At 71.0% G+C, this 21,998-nt stretch carries 13 protein-coding genes; 8 read left to right on the top strand and 5 right to left on the bottom strand.

The window, feature by feature from the left end; genetic code table 11:
* Positions 1-45: 45 nt before the first annotated feature.
* A complete protein-coding gene (locus QA861_RS42785; RefSeq protein WP_334594331.1) occupies positions 46-717 on the bottom strand; it encodes a class I SAM-dependent methyltransferase in 672 nt (223 codons plus the stop codon).
* Positions 718-871: 154 nt separating this feature from the next.
* Positions 872-1,075 carry a cold-shock protein gene (locus tag QA861_RS42780; protein ID WP_334594330.1) on the bottom strand — a complete coding sequence of 68 codons (204 nt, stop codon included), beginning with the start codon at positions 1,073-1,075 and terminating at the stop codon, positions 872-874.
* Between the two features lie 287 nt (positions 1,076-1,362).
* Between QA861_RS42780 and QA861_RS42775 the strand changes: the two genes are divergently transcribed.
* Together QA861_RS42775 and QA861_RS42770 are read left to right on the top strand one after the other, a co-directional pair.
* The gene (locus QA861_RS42775) at positions 1,363-2,211 is read left to right on the top strand and encodes a menaquinone biosynthetic enzyme MqnA/MqnD family protein (protein WP_334594329.1); all 849 of its coding nucleotides are present in this window, start codon (positions 1,363-1,365) and stop codon (positions 2,209-2,211) included.
* Between the two features lie 66 nt (positions 2,212-2,277).
* Positions 2,278-3,954, top strand: coding sequence for a serine/threonine-protein kinase (locus QA861_RS42770; protein WP_334594328.1), 1,677 nt, complete (start codon positions 2,278-2,280; stop codon positions 3,952-3,954).
* Positions 3,955-3,998: 44 nt separating this feature from the next.
* Here the strand turns inward: QA861_RS42770 and QA861_RS42765 are convergent, their stop codons facing one another.
* Positions 3,999-7,619, bottom strand: coding sequence for an NACHT domain-containing protein (locus tag QA861_RS42765; protein WP_334594326.1), 3,621 nt, complete (start codon positions 7,617-7,619; stop codon positions 3,999-4,001).
* A gap of 147 nt (positions 7,620-7,766) precedes the next feature.
* Between QA861_RS42765 and QA861_RS42760 the strand changes: the two genes are divergently transcribed.
* Positions 7,767-8,987, top strand: coding sequence for a glycosyltransferase family 4 protein (locus QA861_RS42760; RefSeq protein WP_334594324.1), 1,221 nt, complete (start codon positions 7,767-7,769; stop codon positions 8,985-8,987).
* Here the strand turns inward: QA861_RS42760 and QA861_RS42755 are convergent.
* Positions 8,972-11,269 carry an ATP-binding protein gene (locus QA861_RS42755; protein ID WP_334594323.1) on the bottom strand — a complete coding sequence of 766 codons (2,298 nt, stop codon included), beginning with the start codon at positions 11,267-11,269 and terminating at the stop codon, positions 8,972-8,974. The two genes, QA861_RS42760 and QA861_RS42755, sit on opposite strands and share 16 nt — an antisense overlap.
* Before the next feature lie 237 nt (positions 11,270-11,506).
* Between QA861_RS42755 and QA861_RS42750 the strand changes: the two genes are divergently transcribed.
* From QA861_RS42750 to QA861_RS42730, 5 genes are read left to right on the top strand one after another with little or no spacing between them, the layout of a single operon-like run.
* Entirely contained in the window at positions 11,507-12,862 is a 1,356-nt protein-coding gene (locus tag QA861_RS42750) for a class I SAM-dependent methyltransferase (protein WP_334594322.1), read from the top strand.
* Positions 12,859-14,049: an FAD-dependent oxidoreductase gene (locus QA861_RS42745; RefSeq protein ID WP_334594320.1), complete on the top strand. Its 1,191-nt coding sequence runs from the start codon at positions 12,859-12,861 to the stop codon at positions 14,047-14,049. Before QA861_RS42750 ends, QA861_RS42745 begins: the two co-directional genes overlap by 4 nt.
* Positions 14,039-15,289, top strand: coding sequence for an NAD(P)/FAD-dependent oxidoreductase (locus QA861_RS42740; protein ID WP_334594319.1), 1,251 nt, complete (start codon positions 14,039-14,041; stop codon positions 15,287-15,289). The genes QA861_RS42745 and QA861_RS42740 overlap by 11 nt, the downstream gene beginning before the upstream one ends.
* Positions 15,286-16,005 (top strand): DUF1365 domain-containing protein, encoded by a 720-nt coding sequence (locus QA861_RS42735; protein WP_334594318.1) that lies wholly within the window; start codon positions 15,286-15,288, stop codon positions 16,003-16,005. Before QA861_RS42740 ends, QA861_RS42735 begins: the two co-directional genes overlap by 4 nt.
* Positions 16,002-17,213: a class I SAM-dependent methyltransferase gene (locus tag QA861_RS42730; RefSeq protein ID WP_334594317.1), complete on the top strand. Its 1,212-nt coding sequence runs from the start codon at positions 16,002-16,004 to the stop codon at positions 17,211-17,213. Before QA861_RS42735 ends, QA861_RS42730 begins: the two co-directional genes overlap by 4 nt.
* Positions 17,214-17,329: 116 nt before the next feature.
* Here QA861_RS42730 and QA861_RS42725 read toward each other — a convergent pair whose 3' ends face one another.
* A complete protein-coding gene (locus QA861_RS42725; protein ID WP_334594316.1) occupies positions 17,330-21,898 on the bottom strand; it encodes an FtsK/SpoIIIE domain-containing protein in 4,569 nt (1,522 codons plus the stop codon).
* Positions 21,899-21,998: the final 100 nt, after the last annotated feature.

The raw sequence follows: 21,998 nt of genomic DNA, 5'->3' as shown, positions 1-21,998 counted from the left end.
CCCGCGGGTGTGTTCCTGATGACCCTCACGGTCCCTCACGGCCTCTCACGGTCTGCGGGCCATCAGGAACGCGTGCGGGGACGACTCCCCGGCCTCCTCGTACGCCGCCCGCACGGTCTGCGACGTGAGGGTGAACCCGGCCTCCGTCAGCAGTTCGGCGATCCGCTCGGGACGGCGCCGCTGGAAGGTCATGGACACGGGGCGTCCGAACGGCTGGTCGTGGTGCTTGTGTACGTCCCCCGCCTGGAAGCCGAGCAGGAGATGCCCGCCCGGCGCCAGTACCCGACGGAACTCGGCGAAGAGGGCTGGCAGTTGATCGGCCGGGGTGTGGATGGTCGAGTACCAGGAGACGACTCCGGCGAGCGTCCCGTCGGCGAGGTCCAGCTCCAGCATCGAGCCCTGCTCGAACCGGATCCCCGGATGCTCCCGCCGGGCCACCGCGAGCATCGACGCCGACACGTCCAGCCCGAACACCGACAGCCCGAGCGAGTCGAGCAGCGCGGTGACCCACCCGGGCCCACACCCGAGATCGGCGACCTGGCCGCTGCCGCCCCCTGATCTCCGTACGAACTCGGCGTACGCGGAGATCACGGCCCGCTCCAGCGGCTGGTCGGCGAGTCCGGAACGGAAGAGGGCGTAGTAGTCCTCGGCGATGGCGTCGTAGAAGACGCGGGTGGCGGCGACGAAGTCGGTGCCGGCCTCGCTGTGGGTGTCCATGGCCGGGACCCTAGCCGGGCCCACTGACAACGGCCGGACCACTGGCGACCGTCCGCAAAAGGCAGGAGCTCCGATGCCGTCGAGACGGCTCGGAGCTCCTTGGGGTACTGCACACGTTCCGGATCACGGCATACGGCTCAGACGAGCCGAAACCTTAGACCGGGCTGACGTTCTCCGCCTGCGGGCCCTTGGGACCCTGCGTGACGTCGAAGGAAACCGCCTGGTTCTCTTCGAGAGAACGGAATCCGCTCGCATTGATCGCGGAGTAGTGGACGAAGACGTCCGGGCCGCCGCCTTCTTGGGCGATGAAACCAAAGCCCTTTTCGGCGTTGAACCACTTCACGGTTCCGGTAGCCATAAGCCCTCCCTGGGCCCAAAGGGTTGCCCTGCTCCAGAACCTGCAAGGTGTAAACAAAAGCTTGTAAACAACTGCATTCATCTGAATACGACGAGAGCCCGCGGTCACATGCTCCGCAGGCTCTGTACTGCAAGGGAAACCAAACTGCAACTTGCGGCGAGCCTAGCATGCAGGCACCGGAATGCAATAGAGGTCAAGATCACGTCACTCGGACGTTTGAGAGGCGGCGCGCGCCCTTGACAGCCCCAGGAGGCTCCGCCGTACTCCGGGCCCGTTAGCCTCGCGATGTGGACAATTCTCGCACCCGGCCGCGCGTCGGCCACATCCAGTTCCTGAACTGCCTGCCCCTGTACTGGGGGCTCGCGAGAACAGGCACGCTCCTCGACTTCGAGCTGACCAAGGACACCCCTGAGAAGCTCAGCGAGAAGCTGGTGCGCGGCGATCTCGACATCGGGCCCATCACGCTCGTCGAGTTCCTCCGCAACGCCGATGACCTGGTCGCCTTCCCTGACATCGCCGTCGGCTGCGACGGCCCGGTGATGTCGTGCGTGCTCGTCTCCCAGGTCCCCCTGGACCGCCTGGACGGCGCACGGGTGGCGCTCGGCTCGACCTCCCGCACCTCCGTGCGCCTGGCGCAACTGCTCCTGGCCGAGCGTTACGGCGTACAACCCGACTACTACACGTGTCCGCCGGACCTCAGCCTGATGATGCAGGAGGCGGACGCGGCGGTGCTGATCGGGGACGCGGCCCTGCGCGCCAACCTCCTGGACGGCCCGCGCTACGGCCTCCAGGTGCACGATCTGGGCGCCCTGTGGAAGGAGTGGACGGGGCTGCCGTTCGTCTTCGCGGTCTGGGCGGCCCGTAAGGACTATCTGGCCCGCGAGCCGGTCCTGACCCGGAAGGTCCACGAGGCGTTCCTCGCCTCCCGTGACCTCTCCCTGGAGGAGGTCACCAAGGTCGCCGAACAGGCGGCCCGCTGGGAGGAGTTCGACGCCCAGGTCCTGGAGCGCTACTTCACGACTCTCGACTTCCGCTTCGGCGGACCGCAGCTCGCGGCCGTACGGGAGTTCGCCCGACGTGTGGGCCCCACGACGGGCTTTCCCGCGGACGTGGAGGTGGACCTGCTGGAGCCGTAGGCTGCTGCTCGTCGTCGGCGGGCGCGGGCCGGCGTATGAGGTGTGTACGGGGGAGAGGTGGGCGTCATGCAGCCGCTGGACGTCGGTGAGTCGGCCGTCGTGGGGCCCTACCGGCTGCTCGGGCGGCTCGGCGCGGGCGGGATGGGCCGGGTCTACCTGGGGCGCAGCACCGGCGGCCGTACCGTCGCGGTCAAGATCGTGCACCCGCACTTCGCGCTCGACGAGGAGTTCCGCGCCCGGTTCCGGCGCGAGGTCGAGGCCGCCCGGCGGGTCGGCGGCGCCTGGACGGCCTCCGTCCTGGACGCGGACCCGGACGCCCCGGTGCCGTGGGTGGCGACGGCGTACGCGGCCGGCCCCTCGCTGACGGCGGCGATCACGAACGACGGTCCCCTGCCCCTGGATTCCGTACGGGCACTGGGTGCAGGGCTCGCCGAGGCGCTGACCGCCGTGCACGCCCTGAACCTCGTCCACCGGGACGTGAAGCCCTCGAACGTCCTGCTCACCCTCGACGGCCCGCTCCTCATCGACTTCGGCATCGCGCGGGCCACCGACGGCACGGCGTCCCTGACGTCGACGGGCGTCTCGGTCGGCTCACCCGGCTACATTTCCCCGGAGCAGATCCTCGGCCATCCGGTCACCGGAGCGGCGGACGTCTTCTCCCTGGGCGCGGTACTGGCGTACGCGGCGACCGGCAGATCTCCCTTCCCCGGGGACTCCTCGGCGGCCCTGCTCTACAAGGTCGTGCACGAGGAGCCCCAACTCGACGGGTTGAGCGGTGAGTTGCGGGAGGTCGTCGAAGGCTGCCTGGCGAAGGACCCCTCGGCTCGACCGGCCCCCGCCGAGGTGGCCCGGCGGCTCGCTCCGGAGGGGGCGGCGCGGCTGGTGGCGGGCGGATGGCTGCCGGGGGCGGTGGTGGAGCGGGTCAGCCGGGACGCGGTGGCGCTGCTGAACCTGGAAGTCGCGGAGGCGGCGGCTCAGGAGGGTGCGCGGTCCGGGCCGGTGGGGTTCAGTACGCCGATGGTCGCGGGGGCGGGCTTCGGCGCGGGCGAGTTCGGGCCGCCGCCGGTGATGCCCGGGCTGCCGGGGCCCCGGGACGCGGAGCCGGAGTCGTCCGATCGGGTGCCCGGCAAGGTCTCCGTCAGTGTGGCGGCGACCTCCGCACCCGCCGCCGACGGGCGCGGACGGAAGCTGAGCTGCACGGTGGCATTGGCGGTGGCGGGTGCGATGGCGGTGGTGACGGTCGGTTCGACGTTCCTGTTCGATCTGCTGCCGGGCGGTGGCGCCGACGACGACTCGGCGGGGAGCAAGGACACCGGCCGGCCCGCGGCGAGCTCGGCGTCGAGCGAGGACTCCGGCCAGACAGAACTGAGTCCGGCACCGAGCGGCACGACGACGGTGCCCGCGTCGTACGTCGGCACCTGGGAGGGTCCGGCTGTCGCCCTCGACGGGACGCTGCCGATGGGGACGTTCCGGGTGACGGTCCAACAGGCCGCCGTGGGCGACAAGTTGGGCACCTTCCGGCAGACGGACCAGATCGGCGGCATCTGCGACGACGATCTGTACCTGAAGGAGGTCACGAAGACCTGGCTCGTCGTCACGTCGATCGCCGACAAGTCGAACCGGAACGTGTGTACGACGGGGTCGCACAGGGTGCTGCTCACGCCGACCGGCGACGACCTGAAGTACGAGACGGACAACCCGGAGGCGGGAAATCCGGTGGCCCGGATGTCGCGGATGCGGTAGGCGTTGTTCGGGTTTGTCCGGGGTTGTTCCCGAGGTGAAAGGGCTCATTGGCGCAGCCAGGCGCGTATGCGCTGGGCCAGATCGGGTGGGCAGTCGGGAGACTGGGCCAGGGTGAGGGCGCGGTAACCGGGGCTACTGCGTTCATGGACCGCGAAGGCCTCGCCGATCGCCCTCTTCGTGCCGGGGCCCGAGGCGGACCACAGGCCGGTGACCAGCCAGTCGGCGAACTCCGGGTGATGGTGGAGCACGGCGATCAGGAGGGTGACCATGTCGCGTTCGACCCGGTTGCCGATCTGACGAGGGTCCCAACCGGACAGGACGAGGCGGACTGATGCCGCCACCTCGGCGGCCGGCAGGCTGTGCAGGGCGAGCCGGGTGACCGCGGTGACCCAGCAGCCGAAGGCCGTGGCGAGTTCGTTCTGCGCGGTCTTTCCCGTCGGGAGAGCGGAACTCTCCGAGATCCGCAGGGCCGGGCCCATGACCACGGCGAGCACGCGGCGGCTCTCGTCCTGTGAGAGGGGCGCCACCCGGTTCATCCGCGCCAGCAGGTCGACCAGGGTGGTCGGCAGATCCGTGCTCCGGCCCGAGGACACCGCCTGCTCGAGCCGCTGCCGTACGAGGACGGCCCCGCCGGAGGGTGTCACGAGCGCGAGCGTGGAGTCGGGCAGGCGGGTCTCGTCGGAGAGGACTTTCACGATCGCCGTGGCGGCCCCGGCGTGCGGCGTGGCGAGCAGGCCGAGGAACCAGTCGGCCTCAGAGACGCCCAGGATGAGGTCCAGCTCCGCCACGGACCGGCACAGCGCCTCTGTCGCCTCGCTGGCCGTCAGCGGGTCGGTTCCGTGCAGCACGGTCCGGCCGAGCAGTTCGCGGGCCTGGTCGTCGAGCAGTGCGAGCCTTCCCTCCAGTGTGGCGCGGATCCGTGCGTTCTTCTGTGCGGCCGGGAGCAGCTTGTGCAGGATCGGGGCGCGCTGCCGCAGGAACTCGGTCGGTGCCGTGTCGAACCAGGTCTTGAGCGCGCTGTTCCTGGCGGTCTCCCACGTGTCGCCGCGGTCCTGGTCGAGCAGGGCGAAACGGTCGAGAAGCGCGTCATGGATGTCGACGTCCGCACCGGCGAGCTGGATGACGGAGGGCCAGATCTTGCGCGGCTCCACCGGCTCCGCGGCGACGAGGGCCGTGATGAGCTCTTCGCGTGCCGGCCGTGCGAGGCCCTTCGCGCACTGGGTGGCGAGCTTGGCGATGACACCGACCACCGCGCGCGACGGCTCAGGGGGCAGCGGGGGCAGGCTCGCCACGATCGTCTCGGGATCGCGGTCGGCGACGAAACGGGCGACGTTGAGCAGTTCGCGCCGGATCGTCGGGACGTCGTGGAGCAGGTCGTCCAGCAGTTCGGTCCGGACAAGAGGATCGTCGGCCAGTTCGGCGACGAAGCGGATCTGGGCGCGCGGCCACCGGGCGGGCAGATCGGCACCCAGGACGTCCTGCCATCGCTTCCACGCCCGGTCCTGCCGGACTTCCGGCGACTCCCAGAACCGGCCGAGCAACTCGGCTTCCTCCTTCTCGGACAGTCCTGGCGGTAGCTCTGCCGCCAGGGCCACGGACGCCAGCACGCGCCACTGCTCCGGCAGCGGACCGGTCCCGGTCCGGGCTCGGTGCAGGAACGTGCGCAGGATCTCCTCCTGGCCCTGGACGCCGAGACTGTCGTAGCGGTCCAGCAGCCATTGCTCGACAAGCGGGTCGGGCCCTTTGGAGAGCGTGCCGCCGATGAGAGCTTGGGGCAGGGGGACCCAGGTGTGGTGCGGCAAGTGGTGCTCGCCGGCCGCACGACGCCGCAGGACGGTCTCCAGCGCTTTCATCAACAGTTCCCGCCGCAGCGGCGAGTTGGTCCGGGCCAGGAGCGAACCCACGGTCAGCGCGGCGAGGTTGACCAGCTTGCCCTCGATCTCCTCCAGCAGGGGAACACTGATCTGGAGCGCGGCCTCCGCGCAACTCTCCCGTGCGTCGCCGAGCAGAGGCAGCAGAGCTTCCCGTAAGGCGCGGTCGTGCTCGCCGATCCGGGCGGCGAGGTCGACGAGCGTGCCCGGGTCCTCGCGAGCCAGCGCCGCGAGGACCTGGACCTGGGCGCCCTCCGACGTGAGCAGTGGGACGACGGCGCTCAGCTCGGCGAAGCGCTCGTCGCTCACCTGGGGCATCTGGAGCAGGTGCCGCGCGACGGGCCAGAACGGTGAGTGGTGGTCGGCCAGGCGGCTGCCGAGACCCTCCAGTTCCGCGGTGAGACTCTCCCGGGCGAGCAGGAGGGCGATCGCGAACTCGGCGTAGGTCTGGTGGAAGAAGCCGACCCGTCCGCCCTGGAGCTGGAGAACGCCCTCGCTGAGCAGCGCGTTCACTCCGGACGGCAGGCGGGCGGCGGCCTCTTGGAGTGCCAGCCGGTCGGTGCTCCCGGCGAGCAGGGCCCGCGCCAGGGTGAGCGCGGCTGCCTCGCGCGCTGCCGCGAGGGTGGTGCGGCGGCCGTCCCGGTCGCGGGCGATGCGCCGTTCCCAGTAGGCGAAGTACAGACCGGTGATGGTGAGGTCGGAGGGCACGATGTCCTCCGCGCTGTAGAGGTCGCACGCCAGGGCGAGGCGCAGGGGTACCGCGCAGACCTGCTGGACGGTCGCCGCCGCCACCACATCGGAGAGGCGGTCGAGGAAACGCTCCCGCTCATGGTCGCCGCGGTCCAGGCTCCGCACGTAGTGGCCGGCCCACTGGAGGATCTCCTCCCGTCTCAGGACGGGCAGCTTGACCGAGTCGCAGCTCCGGTCGCCGAACCGGGCACCCCGCAGCGGGTCGTAGATCAGGTCGTCGTACTCGCGGGTCCGGCAGGTGACGATCAGCCGGGAGTGCTCGGCGACCTCCTCGAGCGTGTCCGTGAGCGCGGCGGCGCTGTCCTCGGTCAGCACCGCGTCGAGAGTGTCGACGAGAACGTGGACCTCGCCGTAGGCGTCACGCAGTCGTCTCACGAACGTGCCCAGGCTCGCCTCGGGCAGCCCGGCGGCCGTCGCGAGCTCGGCGTCGGCGGCCTGAGCCGACGTCAGGTCGGCATGGGACGGGATCCGGGCACAGGGCACGAGAACGACCGCGCCGGACACGGTGTCGCCCAGATGCCCGGCCAGCTCCGCGAGGAGGACACTCTTGCCGAGGCCGCCCTCCCCGATCAGGAGCAGGGGACGGCCGTCGCTCTCCGCCAGTCTCCCGGAGACGATCTCCAGCCGTGAGATCCGGGGGAGCGCGAACACCTGGACGGAGGCGAGCCCCCGGTCGAGGTGCAGCCGGGCGGGAGTCCTGGTCGCCGCCGGGCCGGCGGGAACCGGCAGCGGCTTCACGTCCGGGAGTTCCTTGCCCGCCTCCCGACAGGCTTCCTCGTACAGCCTGTCCCAGCCGACGTCGTGGAACCGTCGCGCGGGCAGTGTCCTCAGGACGTCGAGCATGTTCTGCCAGGTGGGCGCGGCGTTCGGCAGGGACTTGCCGTGGGCCACGTCGCTCCAGGTACTCCTGGAGACCACGCCCTTCCTCCCGGCCGAGGCGTAACCGCCGAGCTCCGCGACGGCCTCCCTGATCCTCTGCTGGAAGAGCTTCTGCTTGTGGTCCGCCATCCGGTCGGCCGTCTCCTCACGGTGCTGTCGGGTCACGGTGCTGTCGGGCTTCCGGCCCGGAAGACTTTCCGGAAGGCCAGCAAAGCACGTCCGCAGGTGGCGCGTCGTGCGCTTGCCCATCCGGGTGGCGGGAGCCCCGGAAGGCGGATGCCGGACGGCCGGCGGCTTGCTCGGATACCACTCATGCCGACCGAGAAGAACGCACCCACTGTCCTTGTCCACGCCACCGAATGGCACTCCGGCGCAGGAGGGCTGAGCACGCTCAGCCGCGACCTGTGTCTCGCTCTGGCCCGTGCCGGAGCCGATGTCCACTGCGTCCTCACCGAGGCGACGGACGCCGAGAAGCAGGAGGCCGCCGCCGCGGGGGTACGGCTGGCTGTCGCCGCCGCCGTCCCGGGCCACGACCCGAAGACCGGTCTGCTCCGCAGGCCCCCGCTGCCGCACGGCACCGTGCCGCAGCTGGTGATCGGCCACGGCCGCATCACCGGCCCCTCGGCGCGCTGCTGCGTGGAGGACCACTACCCGTCCGCCAGGCTCCTTCACCTGGTCCACGTGGCGCCGGACGAGCTGGAGCACTGGCGTCCCGGCCGGGACGACGACGCCGGGCTTCGCGCCGACACACGCACCCGGCTGGAACTGGACCTGGCGCGGGGCGCCACCTGGGCCGCCGCCGTCGGGCCCCGGCTGCACCAGCGGCTCCAGCGGGACCTGTCGGTGTTTCCCGGCAGCGCCGAACCGCTGCGTCTCGATCCCGGGTTCGACCGTGCGGGACGTCCGACGCGGCGCCCCACCCCGGGCGGCCCGCTTCAGGTGCTGCTCATGGGCAGGATGGAGGACTGGCAGATCAAGGGCGTCGACCTCGGCGCGCGTGCTCTGGCACACGCGCTGCGCCTTAGGGGGGACGCCGAACCCGAAGTCGAACTGCTCGTGCGGGGCGCCTCTCCCGCGGGCTGCGACGCGCTGCGCGACGCCGTCGTCGGCTGGGCGGCCGATCCCGCGCTCGGCGTCACCGTCCGGCCCTTCTGCGCCGAGTCCGAACGGCTGGACCAGGACCTGGCACGGGCCACACTCGCGCTCATGCCGTCCCGGGCGGAGGGGTTCGGGCTGGTGGGCCTGGAGGCGGTCGTGGCCGGCACTCCCGTTCTGGTCAGCGGCAGGAGCGGGCTCGGCATGCTGCTGAGGGAGATCCTTCCCCCGGCCGAGGCCGCGCGCGCGGTGGTCCCCGTGACCCTGCACGACACCGACGACGTGATGCGGTGGGGCCACCAGATCGCCGCGGTGCTGCGCGACCCGGCCGCGGCGTTCGCCACGGCGGACCGTATGCGCCGTGCCGCCGAGGCCGAGCGGACCTGGGCGACCGTGGCCGAACAGGTCCTGGGCCTGCTGGTTCAGGACCTGTCCTGAGCCGGCGCGACGGACCCGGGGCCGTCCGGGCCGGCGCCGTCGAGTTCGGCACGGATGAGGTCGGCGGTGGGGTGGCGGAGGGCGACGAAAGCCGCCCACGCCTCCTCACGGTGCAGACGGGCGGCACCGGCGTCACCGGCGGCTTCGAGGCCCCCGGCGAGGTCCTGGAGTTTGTGGGCCTCCCAGAACCGGTCGCCCAGGAGACGGTCCAGTTCCAGAGAGCGTTCGTAGTGGGCCACCGCCTCCTCGGGACGACCCAGCCGTTGTTCCGCCCGGCCGATGGTCCGCCGGATGTCGGCCTCGCCCTCGGCATAGCCGATCCGTACGTACAGGCGCAGGGCGCGTCGCGCGTGGCGGAGGCTTTCCGCGTGCCTGCCCAGGTGATGTTCCTGCTTCGCCAGGCAGGTCAGGGCGTCCGCGCGGGCCAGGCTGTCGCCCAGCGAGGCGGTCAGACCGTAGGCGGCTTCGGCATGCCGAAGTGCCGTGGCCGGGGCCCCCGCCGCCTCATGGGCGCGGATCAGCGAGAGACGGGCCTGGAAGACCCCGCGGATGTCGTCGAGTTCCGCGCACGTCGTGAGGGAGGCGTGCAGCAGGGACAGGGCCCGGGGGATCTGTCCCATGCGGGTCAGGGCGTCGGCCAGGAGTCGCCGCGAGGTCGCCACGACCGCGGGAGAACCCGACCGGAGGGCCGCGGTCAGACCGGCGTGCTGGATGAGAACGCGGTCCGCGCGCCGGCCGGTCCGGCGGAGGAACACGGCCGCGGCCCAGGCCAGGCGCCAGGCGTGCGAGTCGAACCCCTCGGCCACGGCCTGGGCGACCGTCGCGCCGAGTGTGGGAAGAGCGGCCGTGAGCCAGCCCATCGCCTCGTCGTAGTCCCCGAGAGGAGGCAGCCGGCGCGGCGGCGGAGCCCAGGGCAGGTCCTCGGTACGGCACACCTGGATGTGCCGGCCCGCGTGGACGACCGTGCCGAGGTAGTGGTCCAGCATGCGTGAGATCGCCGCCGTCCGCTCGTCCGGCGGGATGTGGTCGGCGAGGCTCCGTGCGAAGGCCCGGAGCAGATCGTGTGACCCGAACCGGGTGCTGGACAGTTCACCGACGAGGTTCCCCGAGACCAGCACGCTCAACGCCGCGCGTGCGGCCGGGATGTCGTCGTCCAGCAGGGCGGCGCAGGCGTACTCGTCGATGTCGGGCCCCGCGTGCAGACCGAGCAGACGGAACAGCCGGGCCGCGGGTTCGGGCAGCAGGGCGTAGGACGTCTGGAACAGCGTGCGCAGATCCAGGTCCCGCTCCTGCGAGCCGAGGGCGTCCAGCCGGTCGTGGACCTCGCGGGTCCGGCGGACGAACGTCTCCAGCGACGCCCCCACCTTGGTCGCCGAGACACTGAGCGCGAGCGGCAGCCGGGCACACAGCTCGACCAGCTCGTCGGCCGCCGAGGCCTCGGCGGCCAGCCGGGGCGCACCGAGCCGCCGTTCCAGCAGGGCCAGCGCGTCCCTGTAGGGGAGAACCCCCAGTCCGAGCCGGTGGGCTCCCTCCCGTACGGCCAGCCCGTCCATCCGGTTCCTGCTGGTGACTATCACCAGGGTGTCGTCGGCGGCGGGCAGCAGCGGCCGGACGAACTCCGCCGACCGCGCGTTGTCGAGGACGAGGAGCATCCGCCGGCCGACGAGGAAGCTGCGGAACAGCGCCGCCTTGGCGTCCACCTCGCAGGGGACGGACTCGGGTGCCGCGCCCAGCGCTCGCAGCAGGCCGTCGAGCGCCTGTCCGGGATCAGGGGTCTGATCGGCGTCGAACCCGCGCAGATTCACGTGGAGTTGACCGTCCGGGTAGCGGTCCTTGAGCCGATGCGCCCAGTACAGCGCCAGGGTGGTCTTCCCGACGCCGGCCGTTCCGTAGATCACGACGATGAACGGCGTGCCGGGGTCCCCCTCCGTGAGCGAGGCGTCCAGCGTGCGGAGTTCGGCGGCCCGCCCGGCGAAGCCACGTGTCACGGGCGGGAGTTGCCGGGGCGTGGGGAGCCCGGACGGGGGACTGTCGGTGACGCGGTCCCGCTGGTCGGTCAGCTCCACCGCCTCCCGCAGCGAGGCGAGTTCACGTCTCTCTCCCGGCGAGGCCTGCAGTTCGTCCAGCAACCTGTCGAGCGTCGTGGACCGGAGCAGTGTCCGTCCCTTGAGGTAGGCGTACAGGCTGCTCGGCGAGATACCGACCCGCCGCGCCAGCACTGTGCGGTCGAGGTCGCGGCGCTGCCGTTGCTCGGAGCGGCGGATCGCGCTCCACAGAGCCATCGCCAGATCCTGGCGTGAAGGGGACCCACGTGAGGCGTTCGTACGAGGCGGTTCTTCGGACACCAGGCGTCTCCAGTCGCCCGGTTCGCTCGGGCGGGCGCGGCGTCCAGAGTAATCCAGTGTTCTCCAGTCCTGAGGGCACTACGGCACAACTCGTGCTCCCGTTACGGACACATCCCTAACATCCCCAACATCCCTTTTATTGGGCGGTGTTCGGCCAACGTCCCGAGGAGAGCCGTGACGGAAGCAGGAGCCACTCCCGTACTGCGGGAGACCACGACGAAAGGCATCGCGGGACGCGTCGCCGCGATGTCCCGCACACTGTTCGGCACCGACCTCCCGGTGGGTCTGCGCGTCTGGGACGGCAGCAGCGCGGGCCCGCAGGACGGCCCCGTGCTGGTGCTGCGCAGTCCCAGGGCCGTCCGGCATCTGCTGCGCAGTCCCGGCGAGATGGGGCTCGCCCGTGCCTATGTCACCGGCGGAATCGATGTCGAGGGCGACTTCCGGCAGGCCTTGCGCGAGTGCCTCGACCACGTCCGGACGATCCGGCGCAACGGGGTCCGCAACCCCGGGGCGCTGCCGGCGCTGCTGTCGCTCGGCGTACGGCTGGGCGCCTTCGGCCTCCCACCGAAGCCACCGGCCGAGGAGGCCGGGCTCGCCGGACGCGCCCACACCCCTGGACGCGACCGGGCCGCGATCGCCCACCACTACGACCTGGGCAACGAGTTCTACCGAACCATCCTCGACGAGACCATGGCCTACTCCTGCGGCCTGTGGACCTCCGACGCCCCCGAGTACCGTCCCGCCGACGCCCAGCGCGACAAGCTCGACCTCATCTGCCGCAAGCTCGCCCTGCAACCGGGCTCCAGCCTGCTCGACGTCGGCTGCGGCTGGGGTTCGCTGGTCATCCACGCCGCCGAACGGCACGGCGCCCAGGCCACCGGGATCACCATCTCGTCGCGTCAGCACGAGTACATCACCGCCCGGCTCGCCGAACGGGGCCTCGCGAACGAGGTCGAGGTCCGGTTGCAGGACTACCGGCAGAGCACCGGGGACTCCTACGACGCGGTGTCGTCCGTCGAGATGGGCGAGCATGTCGGCGCGGCGAACTACCCCGAGTACTGCGCGATGCTCCACCGCTCACTGCGGCCGGGCGGCCGGCTGCTCCTCCAGCAGATGTCGCGCGGCGGGACGAAGCCGGGCGGCGGCGCGTTCATCGAGTCCTACATCGCGCCCGACATGACCATGCGCCCGCTGCCGGTGACCCTCGCGCACCTGGAGAAGGCCGGGTTCGAGATCCGGGACGTCCAGTCACTGCGCGAGCACTACGTCCGCACGATCGACGCCTGGTCCGAGCGGTTGGAGACCGGCTGGCAGGACATCGTCCACCGATTCGGCGCCCGCCGGGCACGGATCTGGCGGCTGTACCTCGCCGGCGCCTCCCTCGCCTTCGAGGGCAACCGGATGAGTGTCCACCAGATCCTCGCGGTACGGACCCGCCCGGACGGCGGCAGCGGATTCCCGTCCGTCGCGTACCGGTCCGGGACGAGCTGGGCGCCGTCCACGGAGCACGGCCCGGAGGCAGACGCGTGAGAATCTGCATCATCGGCTCCGGCATCGCGGGCCTGACCACGGCGTTCGCCCTGTGCGGCCACCCGGACACCGCACTCACCGTCTACGAACAGGACGTCCACTTCGGAGGCCGGGCCGACGTGGGCCCCGACGGCGAACACTGCCCCCGCTTCTTCATGGACGACTACCGTCACCTCCTGCGGATCCTCGGCATGATCAAGAGACCCGACGGCGGGACCGTCCACGACTCCCTCCGCCGCGTCCGCCGGTTCGCGCACACCGAGACCACCGGCTGGGTGGAGATCTCCCACCTCTACCGCATGATGGCGAAGGAGATCCCGCTTCGGGAGAAGCTGCGGGTCCTGTGGGCGTGGCGTCCGTCGCCACTGCTCGCGGAGCGGCACTTCAGCGGACGTGGCGACAACCGGTACGGATCGGCGCGCAACTACTCGGCGATTCCGCTGGCCCTCATGGCGGCGAACCTGTTCCGCTCCAAGACCGCCTTCGTGCTCCCCGGGGCCACCGACGAGTGTCTCGTGGACCCCTGGGTGGCCCATCTGCGGGAACGCGGGGTCACGCTGACGGCGGACCGCCGGGTGACCCGCATCGTGCCGTCCGGCGCCACCGTCCGGGTCCACACCCGGGCGGGAGCCGAGGAGTTCGACGCGGTCGTGGTCACGGCCTTCGTCCCCGACATGGTGGCGCTCCTCGACGCGTCCGGCATCGACCACGCCGTCGACGAGGACGGCCACACCCACTGCGTCGCGTTCACCGTCGACCTCGACGCCCGCGAGACGGTCCTGCGGGAGCCCGGCCCCGTCCTGTACTCGCGCGACGGCATCAACGTCCTGGTGCAGCCCGAAGCCGGCCGGTGCGTCGTGCTGTGCACGCTCAGCCACCGCACCGACGAGGAGTACGTGATGGAGAAGGTCCGCCTCCACCTGGATCTGAGACACCCCGTCCGACGCGTGCGGACGCGGCCGAACCAGCGCCCCGGCGAGGCCATCCTCGTGGGCGACTACCTGCGGCCCGACCGAATCCTGCGCCGGCCGGCCCCGGGCGTGTACTTCGCGGGGTCGGCGATCCACAACAGCTATCCGATCGACTCGGCGGAAGGCGCGGCCCGGTCGGCCCTGACGGCCGCGGCACTCCTCCGTCACGACCTCGGCCTGCGCACCGGACACGGGAGGGGCACCGATGGAGTCTGAGAGAGTCGCGGTCATCGGCGGTGGCATCGCCGGCCTGACCGCCGCCTACCTGCTGCGCCACCGCTACGACGTAGTCCTGTTCGAGGCCGCACCCCGGCTCGGCGGGCACGCCGACACACACGACGTGGCCACACCCGACGGCGCGCTCGTGTCCCTCGACACCGGATTCCTGGTGCACAACCTCCGTAACTACCCACAACTGCTGCGCCTGTTCGCCGAACTGGACGTCCCGACCCAGGACAGCGAGATGTCGATGAGCATCCGCTGCCGTGGCTGCGGTCTCGAATACGCGGGCGGCAGACGCGGGCTGGGGCTGCTCCCGGGTCCGGACACGGCCGGGCCCTTCGTCCACCTGCTGTCGGAGATACCGAGGTTCCACCGCGAGGCCCGCCGTCTGCTGGCGTCCGGGGACACCGGCCCGACCCTGGGCGGATTCCTGGCGAAGCACCGTTTCACCCGCTACTTCGCCGACCACTTCGCCCTGCCGCTGGTCTCGGCCGTCTGGTCCGCCGGGGCGGAGGTCAGCGCCGCCTTTCCGGCCGTCCCGCTCTTCACCTTCCTGCACAACCACGGCCTGCTCAGCGCGCGGGCGATGCCCCGGTGGCGCACCGTCTCCGGTGGATCCCGCACCTATGTCGAGCGGATCGGCGCGCGACTGCCCGAAGTACGGACGGGCACACCGGTCCGGGGGATCACCCGGCATTCCGACGGCGCGGACGTCATCGACGCCGCCGGAACGGCCCACGCGTTCGACCGGGTCGTCGTCGCCACCCATGCCGACCAGGCCCTGGCCATGCTCACCGACGCCACGACCGACGAGAAGCAGATCCTCGGCTCGTTCGGCTATTCGCGCAACGAGACCTGGCTGCACACGGACGCCTCCGTCCTGCCGTCGAGACCGAGGACCCACGCGTCCTGGAACCTCCTCAAACAAGGCTGCCGAGGGGGTGGCTCCGTCCTCGTGAGCTACCACCTCAACCGGCTGATGCGGCTCAGCGAGCCGCTGGACTACCTCGTGACACTCAACGGCTCCACGGAGGTCGACGAGGCCGCGGTCCTCGTCCGACGGGTCTACGAGCACCCCGTCCTCACCCTCGAAACGCTCGCCGCCCAGCGCAGGCTCTCCCAGTTGAACAGCCCGGTCGTGGTGTACGCGGGCGCCTACCACGGCTGGGGTTTCCACGAGGACGGCTGCCTGGCGGGCGTACGCGCAGCGGCGGCACTGGGGGCACGGTGGTGAGCGCGGCCCTGTATGCCGGACGGCTCACCCACATCCGCCGAACCCCGTTGCGGCGCGTCTTCCGCCACCGCCTCTACCTGTGGCTGGTCGACCTCGACGACCTGCCCGCCTACCCGTGGTGGCTGCGACCGGTCACCCAGATCCTGGCCTCCGATCACGGTGGACAGCCCGACCGTCCGCTGCGCCCCCAGATCGACGCCTGGCTGCGTGACCAGGGCGTCGACCACACCGGGGGACGCGTTCTCATGCTGACCTCCGCGCGGGTGTTCGGACATGTCTTCAACCCGCTCACCGTCTACTGGTGTCTCACCCCCGCAGGCGACCCCGCCTGGGTGATCGCCGAGGTCCACAACACCTACGGGCAGCGCCACCGCTACCTGCTGAAACCCTCACCGGCCGGACACGCCCGCACGGCCAAGACGTTCTACGTCTCGCCCTTCCTGGACGTGGCCGGGGAGTACCGGATGCGCCTGCCCGTCCCCGGGGAGCGGCTCGCTCTGGCCGTCACGCTCGTCCAGGACAGCCGTACGGTGTTCTCCGCCTCCCTCACCGGCCGCCACCGCGGGGCCGGTCCGGCGGACGTGCTGCGGACCGTCCTCGCCCACCCGCTGCTGCCACAGAGGATCACCCTCGCGATCCGTCTCCACGGCATCGTTCTCTGGCTGCGCCGCCTGCCGGTCTTCCCTCGCCGACCCGCCGTAAGGACTCCCCGATGACCACGACCGTGCCCGTGACCGAGGCCCCGCCCCTGCTCGCCGAGGCCCCGCGGGCCCCGGTGCGGGCGTGGATGGTGGAGCGGATCTTCCGCCACGCGATGCGTTCCCTCCCCGTGCGGGTCGCCTTTCCCGGCGGGGAGCGCATCGGGCGCGGCGGCCCGGACTCGCCGGTGATGAGAGTCGTCCGCCCGGCGGAGTTCTTCTCCCGGCTGGCCGTCGTCGGCCCCGTCGGCTTCGGCGAGGCCTACATGGCGGGTGACTGGACGAGCACCGATCCGGCAGGCCTGCTGACGCCGGTCGCGGCCCGCCTCACACGCCCGGCCCGCCGGCCCGCGACCGCGTTCCGGCGGTGGGCCGACCAGAGCCGTCCGGACTCCGAGCGCAACACCCTGGAGGGTGCCCGCTCCAACATCCGCCGCCACTACGACCTGTCCAACGAGTTCTTCGCGCTCTTCCTCGACCCGTCCATGACCTATTCGTGCGCCCTGTTCGGCCCCGGCGACGATCTGCACGCCGCACAGATCCGCAAGATCGACCGCATCCTCGACCTGGCCGGCGTCGGTCCGGGGACACGGATGCTGGAGATCGGGACCGGGTGGGGTGCGCTGGCCGTCCGGGCGGGACTGCGAGGCGCCGAGGTGAGCACCCTGACGATCTCCCCGCGCCAGCGCGACCTCGCCCTCGGACAGATCGCCGAGGCGGGCGTGAGCGACCGTGTGACCGTCCTCCTTCGCGACTACCGGGAGGCCGAGGGGGAATACGACGCGATCGTCTCCGTCGAGATGCTGGAGGCGGTGGGGGCCGAGTACTGGCCGGCTTACTTCGCCGCACTCGACCGCCTCCTGGCACCCGGCGGCCGCGTCGCGCTCCAGACGATCACCATGCCCCACGACCGGATGCTCGCGACGAAGGATGTCCGCACCTGGATCCAGAAGTACGTCTTCCCCGGAGGGCAGATCCCCTCGCTCCGCTCCGTGGAGGAAGCGCTCGGCCCGACCTCCCTCCGTATCAGCGGGCGCCACCAGATGGGCGACCACTACGCACGCACCCTCGCTCTGTGGCGCTCACGCTTCCTCTCCCAGGACGAAGTCGCCTCCTTCGGATTCGCTCCGGACTTCCCGCGCCTGTGGGAGTTCTACCTGGCGTATTCGGAGGCAGGCTTCCGATCCGGCTACCTCGACCTCTGGCAACTCCAGCTCACACGCTGAACGGGCCGACACGGCGGTCGCCGTACAGGGGTGCAGCCCCCAGGTTCAGGACGGGACGGGTGACGGGTGACGGGTAGGGGTGGCGCGGGCGAAAAAACCGCCGGCCACCCCCCAACTCACCCAGGAATCACGACCGTACGCAACTCCCCGTCCCCCAGATGCAACATCCCCTTGCCCGGCGCGATCTGCCCACCCACCATGCTCCGGTTGATGCGCACCCCGATCAGATCCCCACTCGAAGACTCCTGCGGAGACAGCAGAATCCCCCGCCGCCCCTTCTTCGCGTCGACCTGCCACCCACTGAACCCACTGCAGACATCTTCCTCGTCACCCGCGATGACAAGCCCGAGCCCCCGCTCCGCACCCCGCGAGACGATCTTCTTCATCTGGCTCGCGGCGTCACAGTCCTCCAGGATCTCCCCGTCGTCGATGAGGACCACGATCGGCTCCTCGACCGACGCCTGGTCGATGATCTCCTCGAAGTCGTCCTCGTCGATGTCGTCGCCGGTGTACATCTTCAACACCCCGGCCACGCCGTCCAGTTGGCGCAGCGGTGACTGACGCGGCGCCGCGATGACCAGTCGTACACCCTGGGACAGATACGACTGCGCGAAGTTCATCAGCACCGTCGAGCGGCCCGACTTGGCCGGCCCCGCGACGACGAACGTCGGAACGCCCGTCGCGAGGTCGGGGCCGAAGCCGGTGATGTCGTCGCCGCCGATGCCGACGAGACCCCACAGACGGGAGCCGGACGTCTCCGGGTCGCGCATCCCCCACGCGTCAGCGAAGTTGATCCGCGACGGGAGCGAGTCGACCCGGAACGGGCGCCGGGAGCGCGGGACTTGGGTGTCCCGTGCCGCCGCGGCCTCCCCGATCGCCGTGATCGCGGCAGCCTGGCCCTGCCCGGTCGTGTCCTCGGACAGCAACGCGAACTGGGTCTCGATACCGGACTCGTTCTTGTAGCCGCGGCCCGGCGGAATCTCCTCCGGGACCTTGCGGTGCGGGATACCGAGCGCCGAGAAGTCGCTGCGGTCGGCGAGCCGCAGCCCGTACTTCTCCTCGGTGAGGGTGGCGATCCGGCCGACCAGCAGGGTGCGGTCACCGGTCAGGACGAGGTGGATGCCGACGCTCGCACCCTCGCGCATCATCGTGGTCAACTCGTCGGTGAGCGTGCCGTGATCGACCTCGCCGAGGGTGGGCACCCAGCCCTCCCAGCGGTCCAGCAGCACGACGATGTGCGCCAGGCGCTCCTCCGCCGGAGACGCGGCGCGCTGCTCGCCGATGTCGGCGAACCCCTTCTCCGCCAACAGGTCCTGGCGGCGCGACATCTCGGCCTTGAGCCGGTTGACGAGCCGGATCACGCGCTCGGTCTGGTTGCGGCTGACGACAGCACCGCAGTGCGGCAGTCGGGTCAGCGCGTTGAGCGCGCCGTTGCCGCAGTCGATGCCGTACAGGTGGACGTCGGCGGTGGAGTGGGTGCGGGCCAGGGAGGCGGCGATCGTACGCAGGATCTGTGAGCGGCCACTGCGCGGGGCGCCGCCGATCATCAGATGGCCGAAGGTGGAGAAGTCGACGACGACCGGGCGGCGCGCCTGCGCGGAGGGCAGGTCCTCAACGCCGTACGGGACGGGCGCCAGCTTGCCCGTGCCGTGGTCGGCGAAGGCCGGGACCTCGATCTCGTCGAGCAGCAGCGTCTCGGAGAGCGCGGGCAGCCAGGGACTGTGCTGGGGCGGGATACCGAGCGACCGGTTGGCGTCGCGCACGGCGTCGACGAGCACCTTGAGGTCGGTGATCTCCTCGTCCTCCCGCTTCTCGACCTTGGGCTTCTTCAGCGCGGCCCGGCCCAGGTCCTCCCAGGCCAGCGAACCCGACCAGGGCATGAGGACCGCGGGGTCCGCCGCTCCGGGCCGGCGTCCACCGACACGTCCCGACTGGAAGGGGACGAGGGAGGCGTGGCCGAGTCGTACGTAGGCGCGGCCGGGGGTGTTCTTGGAGATGTGCCCGGCCTCGGGCGAGTCGATGACGTCGGACGACTCACCGCCGTCCGTCACGCGCAGCGCGATACGGAGGTTGGTGTTGGCGCGGATCTCCGGCGACACGACACCCGACGGCCGCTGCGTGGCCAGCAACAGGTGGATGCCGAGGGAACGGCCTCGCTGGGCGATGTTGACGAGCCCGGTGACGAAGTCGGGCAGGTCGCGCACCATCGAGGCGAACTCGTCGATGACGATGAGGAGTCGGGGGACGGGCGGGTGCGAGGGGTCCCTGCGCACCAGGTCCTGGTAGTCCTCGATGTCCTTCGCGTCGGCGTTGGCCAGGATGTGTTCCCGGCGGTGCAGTTCGGCGCCGAGCGATTCGAGGGCGCGCTCGACGAGGTGGGCGTCGAGGTCGGTCACCATGCCGACGGTGTGCGGGAGATGCACACAGTCCTTGAACGCGGCGCCACCCTTGTAGTCCACGAGCACGAACGTCATGTTCTCGGGGGTGTTGGCGACGGCGAGCGCGGCCACGATGGTCTGCAGCAGCTCCGACTTACCGGAACCGGTCGTACCGGCGATGAGCCCGTGCGGCCCGTCCTTGCGGATGTCGATGCCGAACGCCCCGTCGTACGACTCACCGATGACGGCCATCGTCGACTGCCCGCCCATCCGCCAGCGCGCGGTGATCGCGTCGGGCGTCGGCGGCTCCAGCTGGAGCACGTCGAGCAGTCGGCTGGAGCCGGGCAGCGCCGAGTCCTCGGTCTCACCGCTGATGTCCCGCAGGGCGGACAGCGACCGGGCCAGGCGCAGACACCAGGCGGGGGACACGAAGTCGGGCCGTACGTCACGCACGCCCTCCGCGCTCTCCTCCTCGACGCGCAGCCGCAGCTTGTCGGCCTGGGCGCGCCGGTCGGGTTCGCTGTCGGCGGCATGCCACGCGTGGAAGGACGGGAACCCGCCCGCGACCTGCGGCTGAGACGGTGTGCTGGTGGCGTACGCCGGGTCGGCGTGCTCCTCGGCCCTGGGCTCGGCGACGACGAAGGCCTGGCACTCGCCGGGCAGGAACCGCTCCTCGGCGTCGAGGCAGAGGGCGTACATCGCCACCGCCGGACCGTCGCGCAGCAGCTTGACGACACCGGGGAGCGACCGCAGCCGCCGCGACCCGTCCCATACGACGACGATGTCCGGGTCGCTGAACGACGCCCGCTGCCCCTTGTTCTGCTCGGCCGCCTTCTTGCGCGCGTCGAGGATCTGCGTCAGCTCGCCGATCCGCGCGCCGACGGTCTCCGCGTCCGTGCCGATGAGGACGTTGACGTCCTGCCCGCCGGACGGCCTGGTGTGCGGCAGCCAGCGGACCCAGTCCCAGCTGTCCTGCGCGGTGCTCTCGCTCAACACGTAGAACTGCACGTCCATCGGGCTCTGCAGCGCGGCGGTCTGGGCGACGGCCCACCGTCCGAGCGCGCGCGCCGAATCCCCGGGGCCGGCCATACCGATGACCCCGAGCGAGCGCAGCGACAGCGCGACGGGCGCGTCCTCGATCTTCCACGTCACCTGACGCCGGTGCTCGTCCTGCTCCGGGTCGTCGAGCACGACCTCGGACGGGAGTTGGCCTGTCCCGACCCGCAGGAGCAGATGATCACGATCCGTACGACGTCGCTCCCACAGTCTCGTACGGGGCCCGGTGCCGAGGGAGAGGACGGTGGCGGGGTCGGGAATGGCGTGCCGGCGGTCCTGCCGCTCGGCGAGCAGGGCGTCCTGCGCGTCCTTCTCGATCCGCTCCTTCTGCTCCTTGTACTCCTTGACCTGCTTGGCGTGGGACTTGCGCCCGTGCTTCTTGTCCATGAAGTAATTGGCGAACAGCATGATCGGGCTGAGGCCGGCCATGATCAGGTAGTACCAGCGCCCGAAGATGGTCACGGCGACGATCGCGCCCACCAGGGGCGTCAGCGCCATCAGCCAGGGCAGCGGCCGGGCCTCGAAGTCACGCGGCGGCGACGGCAGCCGGAACTTGGTCTGCCGGTCGGGGGAGCGCAGCCGGGGCGGCCGGTTGTAGTCGAGGCCCACGCCGTCCTCGGACCACTTGAGGGCAGCGTTGGGCGGGGTGTAACGGGCCAGCTCGACAAGGGAGTTGCCGACGGCGATCTGCCCGCCGAGGGGCCACTCGTCGCCCTTGATGTCGGCGATCTCCTCGCCGTCGAGAGTGACGCCCTCCTTCTCCCCGTGCACGGCGACCTGGCAGGTTCCGTCGGTTGCAACTGACAACGTGAGGGCACGTGCGGCGACTTCGGGATCGTCGATCCGGATGTACGAGGCGGGCCCGCTGCCGATGTCGTAGCGCCCCACCCCGAGCCGGTGCACGAACCCGGCGACGGGCCCGCCGACGACCCGCAGCTCGACGAGCCCGGTCGGCTCGCCGGGCAGACACCCGGCGGGATCCTGGAGGCTGACGACGGCCCCTTCACGCAAGGGCGACCCGACGACGTTCGAATTCGGGTCGACGGCGTAACCGTCCACATAGACAAGGGGGGAGTTGTTCGCGGGCACCTGTCCGTGGTGCCCGAGCGGAATGATCTGGGCACCGCTGTGGCCGACCTGTTTGGCCAGTTCCTCTGCGATGTCCCCGACGGTGGACTCGGGATCCGCGTCGAGCACGACGTCGGCGGTGCTCCCGCCGAACGGATCGACGACGGTCAGAGTCAGGCGCACGGTTGTCCTCCCCAACGGCCCCCGTGGCCGCTCACGCAACGCCGGCCACCGTACGGAGTGACGATATCCGCTCCATATGACAGAAGGGCAACGGGTGTGG

The sequence above is a fragment of the Streptomyces sp. B21-083 genome (assembly GCF_036898825.1).
Classification (GTDB): domain Bacteria; phylum Actinomycetota; class Actinomycetes; order Streptomycetales; family Streptomycetaceae; genus Streptomyces.
The sequence above is the reverse complement of the archived record's forward strand: the minus strand, read 5'-3'. Positions and strand labels throughout refer to the sequence as shown.

Bases quoted from the DNA above. Each gene is read 5' to 3' on its own strand.
- QA861_RS42740 (WP_334594319.1), top strand. From the start codon at position 14,039: ATGGAGTCTGAGAGAGTCGCGGTCATCGGCGGTGGCATCGCCGGCCTG.
- QA861_RS42755 (WP_334594323.1), bottom strand. From the start codon at position 11,269: ATGGCTCTGTGGAGCGCGATCCGCCGCTCCGAGCAACGGCAGCGCCGC.
- QA861_RS42730 (WP_334594317.1), top strand. From the start codon at position 16,002: ATGACCACGACCGTGCCCGTGACCGAGGCCCCGCCCCTGCTCGCCGAG.
- QA861_RS42780 (WP_334594330.1), bottom strand. From the start codon at position 1,075: ATGGCTACCGGAACCGTGAAGTGGTTCAACGCCGAAAAGGGCTTTGGT.
- QA861_RS42760 (WP_334594324.1), top strand. From the start codon at position 7,767: ATGCCGACCGAGAAGAACGCACCCACTGTCCTTGTCCACGCCACCGAA.
- QA861_RS42770 (WP_334594328.1), top strand. From the start codon at position 2,278: ATGCAGCCGCTGGACGTCGGTGAGTCGGCCGTCGTGGGGCCCTACCGG.
- QA861_RS42785 (WP_334594331.1), bottom strand. From the start codon at position 717: ATGGACACCCACAGCGAGGCCGGCACCGACTTCGTCGCCGCCACCCGC.